At 69.7% G+C, this 15,899-nt stretch carries 13 protein-coding genes; 3 read left to right on the top strand and 10 right to left on the bottom strand.

Features of this window, described 5'->3' with window-relative positions:
* Positions 1-54: 54 nt before the first annotated feature.
* The 3 genes from OG407_RS21120 to OG407_RS21130 form a co-directional block, all read right to left on the bottom strand.
* Positions 55-816, bottom strand: a complete 762-nt coding sequence (locus OG407_RS21120; protein ID WP_405860197.1) for an anti-sigma factor family protein — start codon at positions 814-816, stop codon at positions 55-57.
* Between the two features lie 38 nt (positions 817-854).
* On the bottom strand, positions 855-1,376 hold the full coding sequence (locus OG407_RS21125) for a sigma-70 family RNA polymerase sigma factor (protein ID WP_019056398.1): 522 nt from the start codon (positions 1,374-1,376) through the stop codon (positions 855-857).
* Between the two features lie 329 nt (positions 1,377-1,705).
* Positions 1,706-2,299: a CGNR zinc finger domain-containing protein gene (locus OG407_RS21130; RefSeq protein ID WP_405860199.1), complete on the bottom strand. Its 594-nt coding sequence runs from the start codon at positions 2,297-2,299 to the stop codon at positions 1,706-1,708.
* A gap of 283 nt (positions 2,300-2,582) precedes the next feature.
* Between OG407_RS21130 and OG407_RS21135 the strand changes: the two genes are divergently transcribed.
* Positions 2,583-3,083 carry a DUF1772 domain-containing protein gene (locus OG407_RS21135; protein ID WP_405860201.1) on the top strand — a complete coding sequence of 167 codons (501 nt, stop codon included), beginning with the start codon at positions 2,583-2,585 and terminating at the stop codon, positions 3,081-3,083.
* A gap of 462 nt (positions 3,084-3,545) precedes the next feature.
* On the opposite strand, the gene OG407_RS21140 is transcribed toward OG407_RS21135, so the two are convergent.
* The 3 genes from OG407_RS21140 to OG407_RS21150 form a co-directional block, all read right to left on the bottom strand.
* Positions 3,546-4,706, bottom strand: coding sequence for a uroporphyrinogen-III synthase (locus OG407_RS21140; RefSeq protein WP_405860203.1), 1,161 nt, complete (start codon positions 4,704-4,706; stop codon positions 3,546-3,548).
* A gap of 124 nt (positions 4,707-4,830) precedes the next feature.
* Complete coding sequence (locus OG407_RS21145) at positions 4,831-6,222, bottom strand: nitrate/nitrite transporter (protein WP_405860205.1); 1,392 nt, start codon at positions 6,220-6,222, stop codon at positions 4,831-4,833.
* 196 nt (positions 6,223-6,418) lie between these two features.
* Complete coding sequence (locus tag OG407_RS21150; RefSeq protein ID WP_405860207.1) at positions 6,419-7,300, bottom strand: alpha/beta hydrolase; 882 nt, start codon at positions 7,298-7,300, stop codon at positions 6,419-6,421.
* Positions 7,301-7,489: 189 nt separating this feature from the next.
* Here OG407_RS21150 and OG407_RS21155 point away from each other — a divergent pair, with 189 nt between their 5' ends.
* The gene (locus OG407_RS21155; protein ID WP_405860209.1) at positions 7,490-8,362 is read left to right on the top strand and encodes a helix-turn-helix transcriptional regulator; all 873 of its coding nucleotides are present in this window, start codon (positions 7,490-7,492) and stop codon (positions 8,360-8,362) included.
* Positions 8,363-8,603: 241 nt separating this feature from the next.
* Here the strand turns inward: OG407_RS21155 and OG407_RS21160 are convergent, their stop codons facing one another.
* The 4 genes from OG407_RS21160 to OG407_RS21175 form a co-directional block, all read right to left on the bottom strand.
* Positions 8,604-9,881 (bottom strand): acyltransferase, encoded by a 1,278-nt coding sequence (locus tag OG407_RS21160; RefSeq protein WP_405860211.1) that lies wholly within the window; start codon positions 9,879-9,881, stop codon positions 8,604-8,606.
* Positions 9,878-12,004: a glycosyltransferase gene (locus OG407_RS21165; protein WP_405868515.1), complete on the bottom strand. Its 2,127-nt coding sequence runs from the start codon at positions 12,002-12,004 to the stop codon at positions 9,878-9,880. Before OG407_RS21165 ends, OG407_RS21160 begins: the two co-directional genes overlap by 4 nt.
* Before the next feature lie 200 nt (positions 12,005-12,204).
* Positions 12,205-12,918, bottom strand: a complete 714-nt coding sequence (locus tag OG407_RS21170; RefSeq protein WP_405860213.1) for a hypothetical protein — start codon at positions 12,916-12,918, stop codon at positions 12,205-12,207.
* Between the two features lie 591 nt (positions 12,919-13,509).
* Complete coding sequence (locus OG407_RS21175) at positions 13,510-14,481, bottom strand: LysR family transcriptional regulator (RefSeq protein ID WP_405860215.1); 972 nt, start codon at positions 14,479-14,481, stop codon at positions 13,510-13,512.
* Positions 14,482-14,564: 83 nt separating this feature from the next.
* On the opposite strand from OG407_RS21175, the gene OG407_RS21180 reads away from it, so the two are divergent.
* A complete protein-coding gene (locus OG407_RS21180) occupies positions 14,565-15,761 on the top strand; it encodes an MFS transporter (protein WP_405860217.1) in 1,197 nt (398 codons plus the stop codon).
* Positions 15,762-15,899: the final 138 nt, after the last annotated feature.

A 15,899-nucleotide genomic window follows, 5' to 3' on the forward strand; every position in this document is an offset into this window, starting at 1 on the left:
GCACCTTCCGCGTTCCGGGCCCCACACACCACAACCGGCCGGTTGTACCGGTGCTTACGCGTCCACTGCCACGAGCTTCTTGCCGTCGAAGGTCATGACCTCGAAGTGGTCGATCTCGTTCGGTGTGAAGGCCGCGCCGCCCTGGGCGTAGAGCGGGTTCTTGGCCTCGGCCTTGGTGGCGTTCGCGATGCCGTAACCCCAGGCCGGGACCGACCAGGAGCTCATGGTCTCGCGTTCGCCGTTCTTGCCGACGGCGATCAGGGAGCACTTCAGCGGGCCCTTGACGTTCTTGAGCTCCACGACCCCGAGGGTGCCCCAGTCCTTCTTGGACATCGCCACGGTCGCGGTGACCTTGGTGCTCGCGTCCGTCGCCGTGACCTTGTCGGACAAAGTGTCGAAGGTGGTCTTGGCGGGCGACGCGGCCACGCTGCCCTTCTGGCCCGAGCTGTCGCCACCGTTGGCCGCGATGACGGCCAGCGGTCCCGCGATGATCAGGGCCGCCGCGGCGGCGATCATGTAGAAACTGCGCCGGCGCTTCAGGGCCCGCCGTTCACCGACGTCGTCGACCAGCCGCTCCACCAGCCGTGGACTGGGTTTCGCGGCCAGGGACTCGGCGATCGCAGGGGTGCCGGTGCCCGGCAGATCCGCGAGCGCCGCCAGCATCGGTTCCATCCCGGCCAGCTCGTCGAGCTGCTGGGCACACCATTCGCAGGTGGCGAGATGGGCCTCGAAAGCGGTTGCTTCGGCGTCATCGAGAATCCCGAGGGCGTAGGCGCCGACGGTCTCGTGTTCGTTCGAGCCCTGAGATCCCTGCATGGAACCAGGACTACCCGTTCCGTATCCCCCGTAAATGCTCATGCCGTCACCCCCCGCTCCTCCAGAGCAAGCTTCATCGATCGAAGGGCGTAGAACACCCTTGAGCGCACCGTGCCACTGGGGATGCCAAGCGTCTCGGCCGCCTCATTGACGGTACGTCCCTTGAAGTACGTCTCGACGAGCACCTCCCGGTGGGCCGGGGTCAGGTCGTCCAGCGCGTCCGACAGTGTCATCAGCCACAACGCCTTGTCGATCTCGTCCTCCGCGGGGATGACCTCCAGCGGCGACGGGTCCACCTCCTGCGGCCGGGCCTGCCGGCTGCGGTGACCGTCGATGACGATGCGCCGTGCCACCGTCACAAGCCAGGGTCGTACCGATCCGGTCGCCCGGTTGAGCTGGCCGGCGTTCTTCCAGGCCCGGATGAGCGTCTCCTGCACCACGTCCTCGGCACGTTGCCGGTCACCGGCGACGAGCCGCAGCACATAGGCGAGCAAGGGTCCGGCGTGCTCTCGGTACAGGGCACGCATCAGCTCCTCATCAGGTTCCGAGGACTGGGACATGCGATGTCGGGCCCTCGGTGCGTGTTCATTGGCCACGACGGAATCCTTGCGCACGCCCACCTCCGGTGTCCGGGGGTTCCCCCGGTCGGTCGCTCAGGGAGAGGTACGCGGGCGGGTGGGCGAGTGTTCAACGTGAGGCGACAGTTTTCTGTGGAGTGACGTGACGAGCGGGACATGAGTGCACATTCCCACCGTACGATCTTTACATTTCCACCACACGAGCAAGATCACGAGAGCTGCCCGGGCCTCGCCGAAGTGAAACGCACTGTTGTCGAAATCACTTCGGCAATTGACGCCCCCTCACGTCACAGAAGCCGCATAAGGGATTCTCAGGCTCGCGCGAGTGCGGCGCGCCGCCGATGCCGGGCCACTCTTTCGCGGTTCCCGCAGACCTCGCTGGAGCACCAGCGCCGCCGACGCCCACGGGACGAATCCAGATAAACGATCGGGCAGTTGTCCCCCGCGCACTCCCTCAGCGAGGCCCGCGCGACGGGATCGGTGAGCAGTTCCACGGCGTCCCGCGCGATGACCGCGAGCAGCGCACCGCACCCCGGAGTCCCGTCCAACTGCCGCACCAGCACGCCCTCTTCATCGCGTACGGCACGGGGGGCGGGGGGTGCGGCGCGGGCGAGGTCGTTGACGCGGGCGAGGGCGAGGTCGTAGGCCCGGGTGTCGGAACCGGTGCTCCTGCGCACCAACTGGCCTACTTGCCCCCGTAGTTCACGAAACCCGACAAGCCAGCCGGAATCGACGTGCGTGAGCGGGGTGGCCGCGGGGACGAGCCCCGATCGGACGATCCACGCGCGGAGCGGCTCCGGTGCGTCGAGCCGTTCCTCGGGATGGGTGGTCGCGAGGAGATCCAGACAGATCCGCCCGGCGTCGAAACGCAGCTCGTACGGGGCCATGGTGGAACCCAGTGCCATGTGCCTGTCACCGCCTAGGGATTACCCCGGTCGTCGGGTCGGTCGGTGGGGGGGTGAGTGGGGGTGGGTGAGTGGGGCGAGGAGGGGTGCCGGGTGCGATTGCGGTTGCGGGGCGCGGTTGCGGTTGCGGTTGCGGGAAACCGTTCTCTCTACAGTGCCTGCCCGCTCGCGTGGCCGTAACCCCTTGTGCGGGGCGCTCGTGGACATCGGCGTGGACGGTCGCGTATGCGGTCGCGCGTCTCGGCGATGTCCGGCGGGGTGCCCTGTCCGTTGACTGGAGGGCATGACAGAGAAACAGGGCACGAGCGGTACGGGTTGGGTACTGGGTGCGGCCACCGTCGCGATGGGGTTGATCGCCGGGGTCTTCTACGTGTTCGCCTGCGCGATCATGCCGGCGTTGGCGCGCAGCGACGACCGGGTCTTCGTGGAGGTGATGCGCAACATCAACGACGTGATCCAGAACCCGGTGTTCTTCCTGAGCTTCATGGGGGCGTTGGTGTTGGCGGGGGTGTCGGCGTGGCAGGCGCGCGGGAGGCCGTACCGGGGGTGGGTGTGGGCGGGGTCGGTCGCGTACGCGTTGGCGTTTCTGGTGACGGTTGCCTTCAATATTCCGCTGAACGACGGGTTGGCGGACACGGGGGATGTGGGGGTGGCGCGGGAGCGGTTCGAGGGGGCGTGGGTGGGGTGGAACGTGGTGCGGGCGGTGTTGTCGACGGTGGGGGTGGGGTGTTTGGTGCGGGGGCTGGTGTTGTACGGGGGGTTTCGGCGTGGGGGCGCTTCTTAGCGCGGGACGAGCCTTCAGCGCAGGGGGTTTGTCGGTGCGGGGAGGGGGCTTGGTGTGGGGTGGCGGGTTCGGTGCGGGGTGGGCTCTTGGCGCGGAGTAGCGCCTTCGGTGCCGGGTGGGCGCTCGGTGCGGGGTAGCGCCTTCGGCGCCGGGCGGTCTCTCGGTGCAGGGCGGGGTCATTCAGCCTGCGGGGGCTCGCCTCTTGGCGCAGGGCGGCGCCTTCAGTGCCGGGTAAGCGCTCGGTGCAGGGCGGCGGCATCCAGTCTGCGGAGCCTCGCTTCTCGGTGCAGGGCTGTGGCATCCGGGTCAGCTCGTGGTGGCTCGCTCGCTTTTTAGTGCAGGCCCGCACAATCCAGCCCGTCCGGCGTTTGAGGACGAGGCCCGTTCAGGGCCGACGGGGGGGGTCTGGGGGCGCAGCCCCCAGTTACGCCCGCCCTCGCGCAGGCCCGCCCTCGCGCCGGTTCACTCGTCGGCGTACTTGGAGTCGGCCGCCGGATCCAACGCCAGCCTGTACCCCCGTTTCACCACCGTCTGGATCAGCTTCGGGGAACCAAGTGCTGTGCGGAGGCGGGCCATCGCTGTTTCTACGGCGTGTTCGTCGCGGCCGGCGCCGGGGAGAGCGCGGAGGAGTTCCGCGCGGGCGACGACCCAACCCGGGCGGCGGGACAGCGCGCGGAGGAGTGACATGCCGGCCGGTGGGACGGGTCGTAGCGCGCCGTCCACCAGAACCGCGTGGCCGCGGATCTCCACGCGGTGGCCCGCGATGGGCAACGCGCGGGCGCGGCCGGGGAGTTCCTGGCAGAGGAGTTGGACGAGGGGGCCGAGGCGGAAGCGTTCGGGCTGGACGGTGGCGATGCCGTGGTTCTGGAGCGGGAGGGCGGTGACGGGGCCGACGCAGGCCGCCAGGACCTCGTGGTGCAGGGCGGCGAGGAGTTCGGGGAGCAGGCCCCGGGTCTCGGCGCGGGAGAGGAGCGACGCGGCGGCCGGTGCGCTGGTGAACGTCAGCGCGTCCAGGCCGCGGGAGACCGTGGCGTCGAGGAGCCGGTCCAGCGGGGCGATGTCCTCGGGCGGCATCCACCGGTAGACGGGGACCACGACCACGTCCGCTCCCCCGGCCCGCAACGATTCCACGAACCCGGGCAACGGTTCCCCGTGCAGCTGGATCGCGACCCGGCGCCCCTCGACACCCTCCTCCAGCAGCCGGTCCAGCACCTCCGCCATGGACTCGGACGACGGCGACCACTCCTCCGTCAACCCTGCCGCACGCACCGCCCCTTTGACCTTGGGCCCGCGCGCGAGCAGTTCCACCCCGCGCAACCGTTCCAGGAGCGCCTCCCCGAGCCCCCACCCGTCGGCGGCCTCGATCCACCCCCGGAACCCGATCGCGGTCGTAGCCACCACGACGTCGGGTGCCTGGTCGATCAACTCCTTGGTCGCGGCGAGCAGTTCGCTGTCGTCGGCGAGGGGCACGATGCGCAGCGCGGGCGCGTGCACGACCACCGCGCCGCGCCGCTGGAGCAGTACCCCCAGCTCGTCGGCACGGCGCGCGGCGGTGACGCCCACGGTGAACCCGGAGAGGGGCCCGTGTTGCGCGCGCTCCGCTGGCTGCTGTTCCTCGTGCATGGCTCTCGTCCCGAACGTAGTCGTACACGCGGTCGTGTATGGAATGACCCGGTGCCTACATGCCGAACGAGCCTGTCAACGGTGCGTGACAGGCTCGGTTCGGCTTTGTGTCGCCGGCGTTACGTCACACCTCGGCATAGCTGAGCTGCGACTTCGCCTCCGATGCGGAAGCTTTGGCCTGAGCCTGGGCGGTCGGGCGGCGAAGGTATACGGCCCAAGTCACCCCGAAGCAGAGGCCGTAGAAGACGAGGAAGGCGACGAACGCGCCGGTCCCCGAGCCGGAGGAGAGGAACGACTGCCGGAAGGCGAGGTTGATGCCGACCCCGCCGAGCGCGCCCACGGCCCCGATGAGCCCCATGGAGGCCCCGGAGAGCCGACGCCCGTAAGCCGCGGCCTCGTCCCCTTCGAGCCCCTTCGCGAGGGCCTTGGTCTGGAAGATGCCGGGGATCATCTTGTACGTCGACCCGTTGCCGAGCCCGCTGAGCACGAACAGCACGATGAACACGGTGACGAACAGCGGCAGCGACTTCTGCATGCTGGCGACGACCAGGATCGCGGTGGCGGCGGCCATGGCGACGAAGTTCCACAGCGTGATCTTCGCGCCGCCGTAACGGTCGGCGAGCCACCCGCCGACCGGGCGGATGAGCGAGCCGAGCAGCGGGCCGATGAAGGTGAGATACGCGGCCTGCAACGGCGTACGGCCGAACTGGACCTGAAGCACCTGCCCGAACGCGAACGCGTACCCGATGAACGACCCGAACGTGCCGATGTACAGGAACGCCATGATCCAGGTGTGCCAGTCGCGCGCGGCGTCCTTGGCGGCGCCGGTGTCGTTCTTGACGGAGGTGAGGTTGTCCATGAAGAGGGCGGCGAGGACGGCGGCGACGAGGATGAGCGGGATGTAGATCCCGAGCAGCACGCGCGGCCCGCCGCTCGCCCCGATGATCGCGAGGGCGACGAGCTGGATGACGGGGACGCCGATGTTGCCCCCACCGGCGTTCAGCCCAAGAGCCCAACCCTTCTTCCTCAACGGGAAGAAGGCGTTGATGTTGGTCATGGAGGAGGCGAAGTTGCCGCCGCCGATGCCGGCCAGCAGGCCGATCCAGAGGAAGGTGTCGAAGGAGGTCCCCGGCTTCATCACCACGAACGCGGCGATGGTGGGGATGAGGAGCAGGCTGGCCGAGACGATCGTCCAGTTCCGCCCGCCGAAGACGGCGACCGCGAAGGTGTACGGCACCCGGACGACCGCGCCGACCAGCGTGACCATCGACGTCAGCAGGAACTTGTCGGCCGGGGTCAGCCCGTACTCCGGGCCCATGAAGAGCACCAGCACGGACCACAGGGTCCAGATCGAGAAGCCGATGTGCTCGGAGAGCACGGAGAACACGAGATTGCGCCGGGCGACCTTCTCGCCGGTCTCCCGCCAGAAGGTCTCGTCCTCCGGGTCCCAGTGCTCGATCCACTTGCCGGGGGCGGGAGTTGGAGCTGGGGCGGGCGCGGGGACTGGGGCTGTCATGACGCCTCCACGGTGGTCCGGGGCTCGGGGGTGCCCCTACGACGGGGTAACGAGCGGTGCTGAGTCCCGAAGGTATGGAGGGTGCGTTTCCGCGCTGTGGCTGTGAGTGACCAGAAGGGAACGTTGCTCTCACGGGCGGGAGGTGGGCGCGGTGAGGTGACGGCACCCCTGCCCCCCTGCCCCCCCCCCCCCCCGCCTACGACAAGTGCTGCTTGAGGAACGCGTCGATCCTGGCGATGGCGGGGCCGACGTACTCGGGGCGGTCGTAGAGGTCGAAGTGGGTGCCGCCCTCGATCAGGAACAGTTCCTTGGGCTCGTGGGCCTTGGCGAAGGCGGCCTCGCTCTGGGCCAGGGTCTCGGCCGCGGTCCCGGCGATCAGCAACAGTGGTGTGGGGGCGAGGAGTTCGATGGTGTCCAGCGCGGAGAACTGGACCATCTTGTCGTAGGACCACAGCAGGGTCTCGTTGCGCCAGTTCGGGTCCTGGTTGCGGTCGCTGAGGTAGAACTTCTTGCCGTTCTCCCGCCACGGGTCGAGCGGACCGTCCGCCAGGAACGGGACGTGGACGGGTCGGCCGGTGGCCCGGTAGGACTCCCGGGCGCCCTGGGCAGCGCCCATGATCGCCCGCCAGTCGCCCGCGGCCAGGACGGTGGCCCGCAGGTCGGGCAGGCCGCTGGCGGTGGCCACGGCCTTGACGCGCCGGTCGGCCACGGCGGCGGCGGGCGCGTAACCGCCGCCCGCGCAGACACCGACCGCCGCGATCCGGGCGGCGTCCACCTCGGCGCGCGAGGTCAGGAACGTGACAGCGTTCTTGACGTCCTCGATCTTGGCGAACGGGTCCTCGTCGCTGCGCGGGTAGCCCTCGCTCTCGCCGTAACCGGTGTGGTCGAAGGCGAGGGCGGCGTACCCGAGTGCGCTCAGCCGCTCGGCGTAGACCGCCGGGACCTGGTCCTTGGTGCTGGAGGCCGGGCCGACGACCACGACGGCCGGCAGCCGCTCGCCCGCGGTGTGCTCGTCGGGCAGGTACAGATGGCCGAGCAGGTGGCGGCCGTTGCTGCGGAAGCCGATGTCCTGACGCATGGTGACTCCTCTGGTCCAGGGCTCCGGGGATCCGGGGATCCAGTGATCCGGGGAGGGAAGCGGGGGGATTTCCTCCATCGTTGCTCCACTCCACACCGCTGACCAGGGCGGACTCTTTCCTGGGAAGGATTCTTCCTAGGAAGGAATTGGCCCAGGTTGCTCACTCGTCCGCGGGAGAGAATGGCGGGTATGAGCACGAGCGGCCACCGTCCCGAGGAGCCGGGGACGGAGTTGGGGGCCTTCCTCAGGGCCCGCCGCAGCAAGCTCGACCCCGGCACGGTCGGCCTCGCCGAGACCGGCGGTCCGCGCCGGGTGCCGGGGCTGCGGCGCGAGGAGGTGGCCCAGCTCGCGACGATCAGCACCGACTACTACACGCGCCTGGAACAGGGCCGCCTGCCCGGCGCCTCGCCCGCGGTCCTCGACGCGCTCGCCACCGCGCTGCGCCTGGGACCGGACGAGCGCAGCTACCTCTACCGGCTGGCCAACAAGAGCGACCGGCAGCCGCCGAGCGGCCCGCGCACCGAGCAGGTCCTCCCGCACACGCGGATGCTGCTGGACAACCTGCGCGACAGCCCCGCCGTACTGCTCGGCCCCTACCTCGACGTCCTCGCCTGGAACCGGCCGGCCGCCGCGGTCTTCACCGACTTCGCCGCCGTCCCCCGGCGCGAGCGCAACTTCCTGCGCCTGCTCTTCCTCGACCCCACCGTGCGGGGGCGCTACGTGGACTGGTCGGGCATCGCCCGGATCTGCGTCGCATACGTCCGCACCGCGGCCGAGGGCCGCGACGAGCCCCGCCTGTCAGCACTGATCGGCGAACTGTCGCTGCGCGACCCCGACTTCCGCACCTGGTGGGCCGAGCGCCACGCCACGTACCAGAGCCACGGCACCAAGACCTTCGTCCACCCCGCGGCCGGCCGCTACACCCTCCACTGGCAGACCCTCCGCATCCCCGACACCCAACAGACCCTCATGGTGATGACGGCTCCGGCCGACAGCGAGGACCTCGCGGTGCTACGGCGGATCGAACGCCTGGATACTCCCACCCCCACCGATGCGCCGTGACACAGCACCCGCCGACCTCGAAGGCGGTGCGCGGGGACGCCCGGTGTCAGGAGGGCTAGGCGCGGAAATGTGACACTCGGCGCTGAAGTGTCACATTTTCTCGGCGAGGGTCCCCTCCGGGGGCATCGGCGAAGGACCGCACCGCTCAGGTCCGAAGACCCCGTTGCTGTGGCAGGGCCTCCCACTCGGCACGTACCGCACGAGGCAATCGATGAGTTCCTGTGCACGGACCTGTCGCCGTCTAAGAAGACGCCGCCTTCCGCCGACTCCGGCCCCGCACCACCCCGTTGGGCCACAGCCTCGGACTCCGCTTGGCGGCGATGTCCTCGATCCACCCGAACGCGAGGATCGCCACCGCGATGAGCGGCCAGATCAGCAGGAACATCAGGAACGTGTCCGCCTTGTCGAGGAGCGACGTCGCCGCGTCGCTCTCCATGAACGGCAGGTTGTACAGCTGGTCGATGATCGGGACCGTGGCCATGATGAGGAGGTTGTGCCACAAGTAGATCGTGACGGCACGGTTGTTGGACAGGGTCACCAGCTTGTCCCACTTCGCCAGCCTGCCCGGCAACGTCTGCCACGACGGCGCGTACTGGAGCAGGATCACCACGACGCCGAAGGACCAGGCCGCCTGCGCGAGCGGGATGTCGTTCAAGTCCCAGCCGTCCGGGCCCAGATGACCCGACGCCCACCACAGCCCGAAGCCCATGATCAGGGTCGCGCCCGACACCGCGAGGTAGCGCGGGACCTTCTTCAGTACGCCCTCGTGGTGCGCGAAGCCCAGGACCCAACAGCCGCCGTACACCGCGAAGTCGGAGACCGCGTTGCCCGTCTCGCCGGGGATGGTCACCAGGCCCGTGCCCACAACCGCCGTCAGTGCCAAGGGCGCCAGCAGCGTCGCCCAGGGGATCCTGCGGAACGCCCACAGCAGCAACGGCGACGCGATCACGAACCACAGATACGCCCGCAAGTACCACAACGGGCCCGCCGCCTGGTCCGCCCACGTGCTCTCCAACAGACCCGACTCCGAACCCAGATGCTCGGGATACGGCGGCGCACCGAACGGCACGAGGTAGTCGAAGAGCTTCAGCACACCCCAACTGCCGCCCAGGTCAGGGTCCTTGAGCGGGTTCCAGCCGTTCGCGAACATCATCACCAGCACGACCGCGCTGAACGCCCAGAGCGGGGGCAGCAGTCGCCGTAGCCGACCCCTGATCACACCCAGCGCGGGACGGTTCAGCGAGCGGGCCATCAGCGAACCCGCAAGCGCGAACATCACGCCCATGGACGGGAACAGGACCGACAGCCACGCCCAGCCGAAGAGGTGGTAGATGACGACCCGGACGAGGGCGATCGAGCGGAGGAGGTCGAGGTAGCGGTCCCGGCCGCCCGCCCCCTTGGCCTTCTTCGGCTCCGGTGCCAACTCCCGTTCCTGCTGCCGCTGTTGGGGAATCCCGTACGCCGGCGTCGACTCGGGATCCGGGTTCGTGCCCGTCCCCGCCGTGTATCCATGGGTCATGCCACAGTCCTCCGGTCACTACTGCTACCGCTGCGCGCCCCCGGGACCGCACCCCCCGGCGTCCCCACGACCCCCGTCCGCCGCAGCTTCTGCCAGCGCAGGCGGCCTCCGGTGAGCGCGGTGATCCAGGACTGGAGCAGTACGACGTACATGAGTTGGCGGTAGAGGATCTGTTGCAGGGGCAGGGAGACGAGGTGGGTCATGCGTTCGCGGTCGAGGCGGAAGGCGTAGGCCGCGCAGAACGCCTGGATCGCCAACACGCCCAGCCAGGCCAGGAACGTCTTCTCCGTCGGGCCGAACACCAGGCCGTAGAGCAGGAACACGTCGATCAGCGGGGCCAGGATCGGGGCGATCACCATGAACAGGGCCACCAGCGGGAGGCCTACGCGGCCGAAGCGGCCGGACGGGCCCCGGTCCAGCAAGGCGCCGCGGTGCTTCCAGATCGCCTGCATCGTGCCGTAGGACCAGCGGTAGCGCTGGGACCACAACTGCTGGACCGTCTCCGGGGCTTCCGTCCACGCCCGCGCCTTCTCGGCGTAGACCACCCGCCAGCCGTCGCGGTGCATCGCCATCGTGATGTCGGTGTCCTCGGCGAGCGTGTCGTCGCTCATGCCGCCGACCCGCTCCAGCGCGCTTCTCCTGAAGGCCCCCACGGCGCCCGGGATCGTCGGCATGCAGCGGAGCATGTCGTACATGCGGCGGTCGAGGTTGAAGCCCATCACGTACTCGATGTGCTGCCAGGCTCCGATGAGGGAATCCCGGTTGCCGACCTTGGCGTTGCCCGCGACGGCGCCGACGCGCGGGTCGCCGAAGGGCTGGACCAGCTCGCGTACGGTGGCCGGTTCGAAGACCGTGTCGCCGTCCATCATGACGATGAGGTCGTGACTGGCGTTCGCCAGGCCGCGGTTGAGGGCGGCCGGTTTGCCCGCGTTGACCTGGCGTACGACGCGGACGTTCGGCAGGAACATCGCCTCCACGAGTCTCGCCGTACCGTCCGCCGAGCCGTCGTCGATGACGATCACCTCGACGGGATGCTCGCTCGCCATGAGGGAACGGACCGTGTTCTCAATGCACTTGGCCTCGTTGTACGCCGGGACGAGGACCGTGACCGGTTCGGTGACCGGTGGGCCCCACGCGAAGTCCTTGCGGCGCACCCGGCGGGCGTGGATGCCGGAGAGCAGGAGCATCAGCGCGAAGCGGGCGATGACGAGCGAGCCGGTGATCGCCAGGCCCACCACCAGGACGCCCATGATGTCGTCCGCGGCCTGGACCAGGAAGATCCACGCCTTGCCCTTCCACAGGTTGACGCCGGTCACCGGGGTGAGCGCGCTGCGCGCGCCGAGTGCCTGGGTGAGGTTGTCGAACCTGTAGCCCTTGGCCTGCATCTCCGGCAGGAACTTGTCCAGCGCCTGCACGGTCTCGTGGCGGTCGCCGCCCGAGTCGTGCATCAGGACAATGGCGCCCTTGCCGCCGCGCGGGGTCGCGTTGCTGATGATCTTCGCGACGCCCGGCTTCTGCCAGTCCTCGCTGTCCGTGTTGTTGACGACCGTGATGTAGCCGCGCGTGCCGATGTACTCGGTCACCGGCCAGGACAGGTTGTCCATCGCGTCGGCGGACGACGAGTACGGCGGGCGGAAGAGCGAGGTACGGATGCCCGCCGCGCCGGTGATCGCCAGCTGGGTCTGGGACAGCTCCCAGTCGATGCGCTTCTTGGACTGGAAGGACAGGTCGGGGTGGCTGAAGGTGTGCACGCCGACCTCGTTGCCCTCGTCCACGATGCGTTTGACCAGCTCCGGGTAGCGCGAGGTCATCGTGCCGGTGACGAAGAAGACGGCGTGCGCGTTGTGCTTCTTGAGCACGTCCAGGACCTTGGGCGTCCAGGTCGGGTCGGGGCCGTCGTCGAAGGTCAGCACGATGTCGTGGTCGGGCACGTCCAGGCTGGTCGTACGGCCGCTGCGGGTGTCGATGACCGGGCCGCCGTCGAGGATCCTGTCCGGCACCTTGTTGGTCGCCGCCTCGGGGCGGATGCGGTGGTCGGCCAGGATCTCGCTGTGCACATAGCCGCGCAGCATCATCATCGCCAGCAGCGCGACGAGGAGCAGCATCGGCAGCAGGAACCGCATGGACAGCCGGCGGCGCCGGGGATCGCGCGCGGCGCGAGGCGCGACAGCGGGCGCGACACCGGGCGCGGCACCGGGCGCGGCACCGGGCTGGTCTCCGTTCCGGGCGCCGGTCCCAACTCCCGTGGATATAACCGGAGTTGTTCCGTGACGGCCGCCCGGGGCCTGCTTCGTGACCTTGGGGCGGCGATTGTGCGATGCCATCAGACGATGTGCTCCGGGGTCTTGGACGGGGCCGGTTCCGAGGGCGCGACCGGCCCCTGCGCCACGGGCGACGGGGTGCTCGGCGCGTCGGCCACCGTGCCGGTGCCCGTCGTGGCGCTCGGGGTCGGTGTCGGATCGACCGGCGTACTCACGCTGGCGGACGGGGACGGGTCGGACGACGGCGCGGTCGACGACCGCGAGGGCTGGACGACCGGGTTGCTCGCACCGCCGTTCGTCGGCGCCGAGGCGCTCCCGCTCGCGGACGCCCCGGGCGACGCGGACGCGCTCGTCTTGCCGCCGGGCTTCGCGGACGCGCCGCCCGTGCCGCTCGCGCTCGCGCCCGGCGACGGGGTCGTACCGTCGCTCGCCGTCGGGATGTTCCCCGGCGCCACGCTGTCGCTGCCGCCGGACGGTTGCCCCGACCGGTCGGGCGACGGCGAGGTGTCGACCTTGCCCGCGGGCGCGTCGTCCTTCTGCCCCGGCACCGGCAGCCACGGCGCGTCCGAACTGCCGGACAGCAACGTGATGACGATGACGACGGCGTACACCGCGCACGCGATGCCGACGGCCATACCGAACCGCCGGTACCTACGGCTGCGACGCCCGGACTCGTCGACGAAGACGGGCCGGTCGGAACCGTCCTGGCCGGCACCGGTGCCGGTCTTGCCCCCGGCCTCCGCGTGCATGGCGCGCCCGTCGAGCTGGACGGTCACCTCGTCGGGATCGGCCGCTCCCCCTTCAGCCCCGGCCCCCGTCCCGGTCCCGGTTCCCGTCCCCGTCTCCGGTGACGCGCCCCAGGGATCGGCGAGGATTCCCGCACCGATGGCGGATACGTCCTTGCCGGCGGGCGGCTCGGGCCACCCGGTCCGTATACGACGACCGTCCTTGGCCGCACGACGGCTGTCCTTGCCCGCATGACGACCATCCGCGCCGCCATGCCGACCGTCTGTGCCGATATTTCGACCGACCTTGGCGGCATGCCGGCCGCCCTCCAGGATTTCTGGTCCTCTGGTTCCTCCGGCTGATCCGGTCACTTCGGTGTCCGGGAACGCCTCCTCGGCCTCTCCGCCTATGACCGGTACGTCTCTGGTCGCGGATGCAGCTTGGGGCCATTCCGGTTGGGCGTCTTCTCGCCACTTTTCCATGCGCACGCACATCCCCCCACGGGACTGTTCCGGGTGCGCAGACGACCCTGAGCACACGCCGCCGAACCGGGCCCCCACCCGGTCCTCGCGCCCCCCTTACCACACCGTGCTCAGGCCCTGAAGGTAGCGCACGGGGAGCACTTCATGTGACGGGATGCGTCACTTTCTCCTTTTTAGCATGTCCACGTCGATGGCTGGAACCCATCCATCAACCGGCCGACGCAGCCATCCATCGGCGTTGCCGATCTCCACCGCAGCACGTCGAAGCGCATCGAATCCGGGGTGCACCAGCCCCTTTCGCCACACGAGCGACACGGCGGACAACGGCACCGGGTCCACCAGTGGCCGCAGCACTGTCCGGGGCATGGCCGGAAAATCCACCACGGCCAGAATCGGCGTCCCCGTCTTCGCCATGACCCGTTCGAACTCCTCTTCGCCCACGGCCATGGGTGCGGGCGCCGCAACCTCGATGTCACGCCCCTCGAACAATCGACGCGCGAGATCCGTCCACTCCGGAGTACGCGGATTCCCGGCCCCCGCGTACACGACCTCCCCCGCGAGCGCGTCCACCGGCACCGCGTCGAGCGACGCCAGCCGATGCCCCTCGGGCAACAGCACCGCCATCGGCTCGTACCGCACGAGCCGATGATCGAGCCCGGCCCGCAACCCCGGCTCCAGCCCGGCGAACCGCCCGAACGACACATCGAGCCGCCCTGCCGTCAACTCCCTTACCGCGCCAGTCAGTCCGCTCTCGTAGCGAGCCATCAGCTCCTGCTCCGGGGCGAGTTCACGGGCCCGGTGCAGCACGCGGCGCCCGGTGAGGAGACCCGGCAGGTTCAGATCGACGAGCAGCGGCCGGGGCCCGGCCTCCCGGAACGCGGCAAGCAACTCCTCCTGCGCCCCGAGCACCCGCCGCGCATACGGCACCAACCGCTCACCGTCCGCCGTCAACGTCACCCGCCGAGTGGTCCGCACGAACAACTCGACCCCCAACTCCCGCTCCAGCCGCCGCACATCACGACTGAGCGCCTGCTGGGCGACATACATACGGGCGGCGGCACGGGTGAAGTGCAGTTCCTCGGCTACGACGAGAAAGGCACGGAGGAGCCGGGGGTCCAGGTGGGCAGGCATCCGGCGAACCTACAACGCGGGTGCGTGAATCGACCCGGACCAGGTGTTGGACCCGGTGATCCACTCCGGACGACGCTTGCCCCATGCCACGTCGTACGCCCCAACAGCCCACCTACGGCCGCCTGTTCACCCTCCCCGGCACCCGAGCCTTCACCGCCGGCAACCTCATCGCCCGCCTCCCCGCGGGCATGCTCAGCGTGAGCGCGGTCGTGATGATCGCCGGCACACGGGGCTCGTACGCCCTGGCCGGCGCGGTGACGGCAACGGGCTTGGCGGCGACCGCGACAACCGCCCCCTGGATCGCCCGACTCACCGACAGACACGGCCAGTCCCGAACGGCCTTACCCGCAACGGCAGTTGCGGCACTGGGCTCCCTCTCCCTCCTCCTCTGCGTCCACTACGGCGCCCCCGACTGGACCCTGTTCGCCGCGTACACGGCCACCGCGACGACCCCCAACACCGGCGGCATGTCCCGCGCCCGCTGGGCCCACCTCCTCGCCGACGACCCCGAGGCCCTCCACATGGCCAACTCCTTCGAGCAGGCGGCCGACGAACTCTGCTTCATGCTGGGCCCGGCGCTAGCGGCCTTCCTCTGCGGCACGTTCTTCCCGGAGGCGGGAACGCTGGTGGGGGCGGTCCTGCTCGTGACAGGCATCCTGATCTTCACGGCCCAGCGCGCCACGGAACCACCACCAAGCCCAACCCCAAAGGGCAGTTCACCTCTCCGCGCCCCGGGCATCCCACCCCTGATCGCCGGCTTCATCGCGACCGGTGCGGTGTTCGGCGCGATGGAGGTAGCGACGCTCGCCTACGCGGACGCGGCGGGCCACCGCACGGCGGGCGGCGCGGTGCTGGCCCTCCAGGCGGCCGGCTCCTGCGCGGCGGGCCTGCTGTACGGCAGGCTGAAACCGGCGGGCTCACCACAACACCGCCTGCGGTGGTGCCTGTTGGCGATGAGCACCCTGATGTCCCTGCCCCTGCTGGCGGCAAGCACGCTGGACTCCCTCCCCGCACTGGCGACGGCCCTACTGCCGGCAGGCATGGCAACGGCCCCCACCATGATCACCGCAATGACGCTCGTCCAACACCGCACCCCCGAGGGCAGGTTGAACGAAGGCATGAGCCTGGCGGTGACGGGCTTGCTACTGGGAATCGCGTGCGGCTCGGCGGCAGCGGGCTGGACAACGGACCATGCCTCACCAACGGCGGCATTCTGGCTGCCAGTTGCGGCAGCAACAAGCGCCCTGCTGGTTGGAGTTCAGGGCAGGACAACCCCTTAGGGGCGCGGGGAACTGCGCGACCAGCCCCCACCGGACCCGCACCCACCCACAAACCCATCGAACCGCTTGCCCCAATCCCTGCCGCACCCATTGACGCCCTCACAGCCCCTACATACCTTCCTTCATCGAAGCGCTTCG

The sequence above is a fragment of the Streptomyces sp. NBC_01515 genome (genome assembly GCF_045040345.1).
GTDB lineage: Bacteria > Actinomycetota > Actinomycetes > Streptomycetales > Streptomycetaceae > Streptomyces.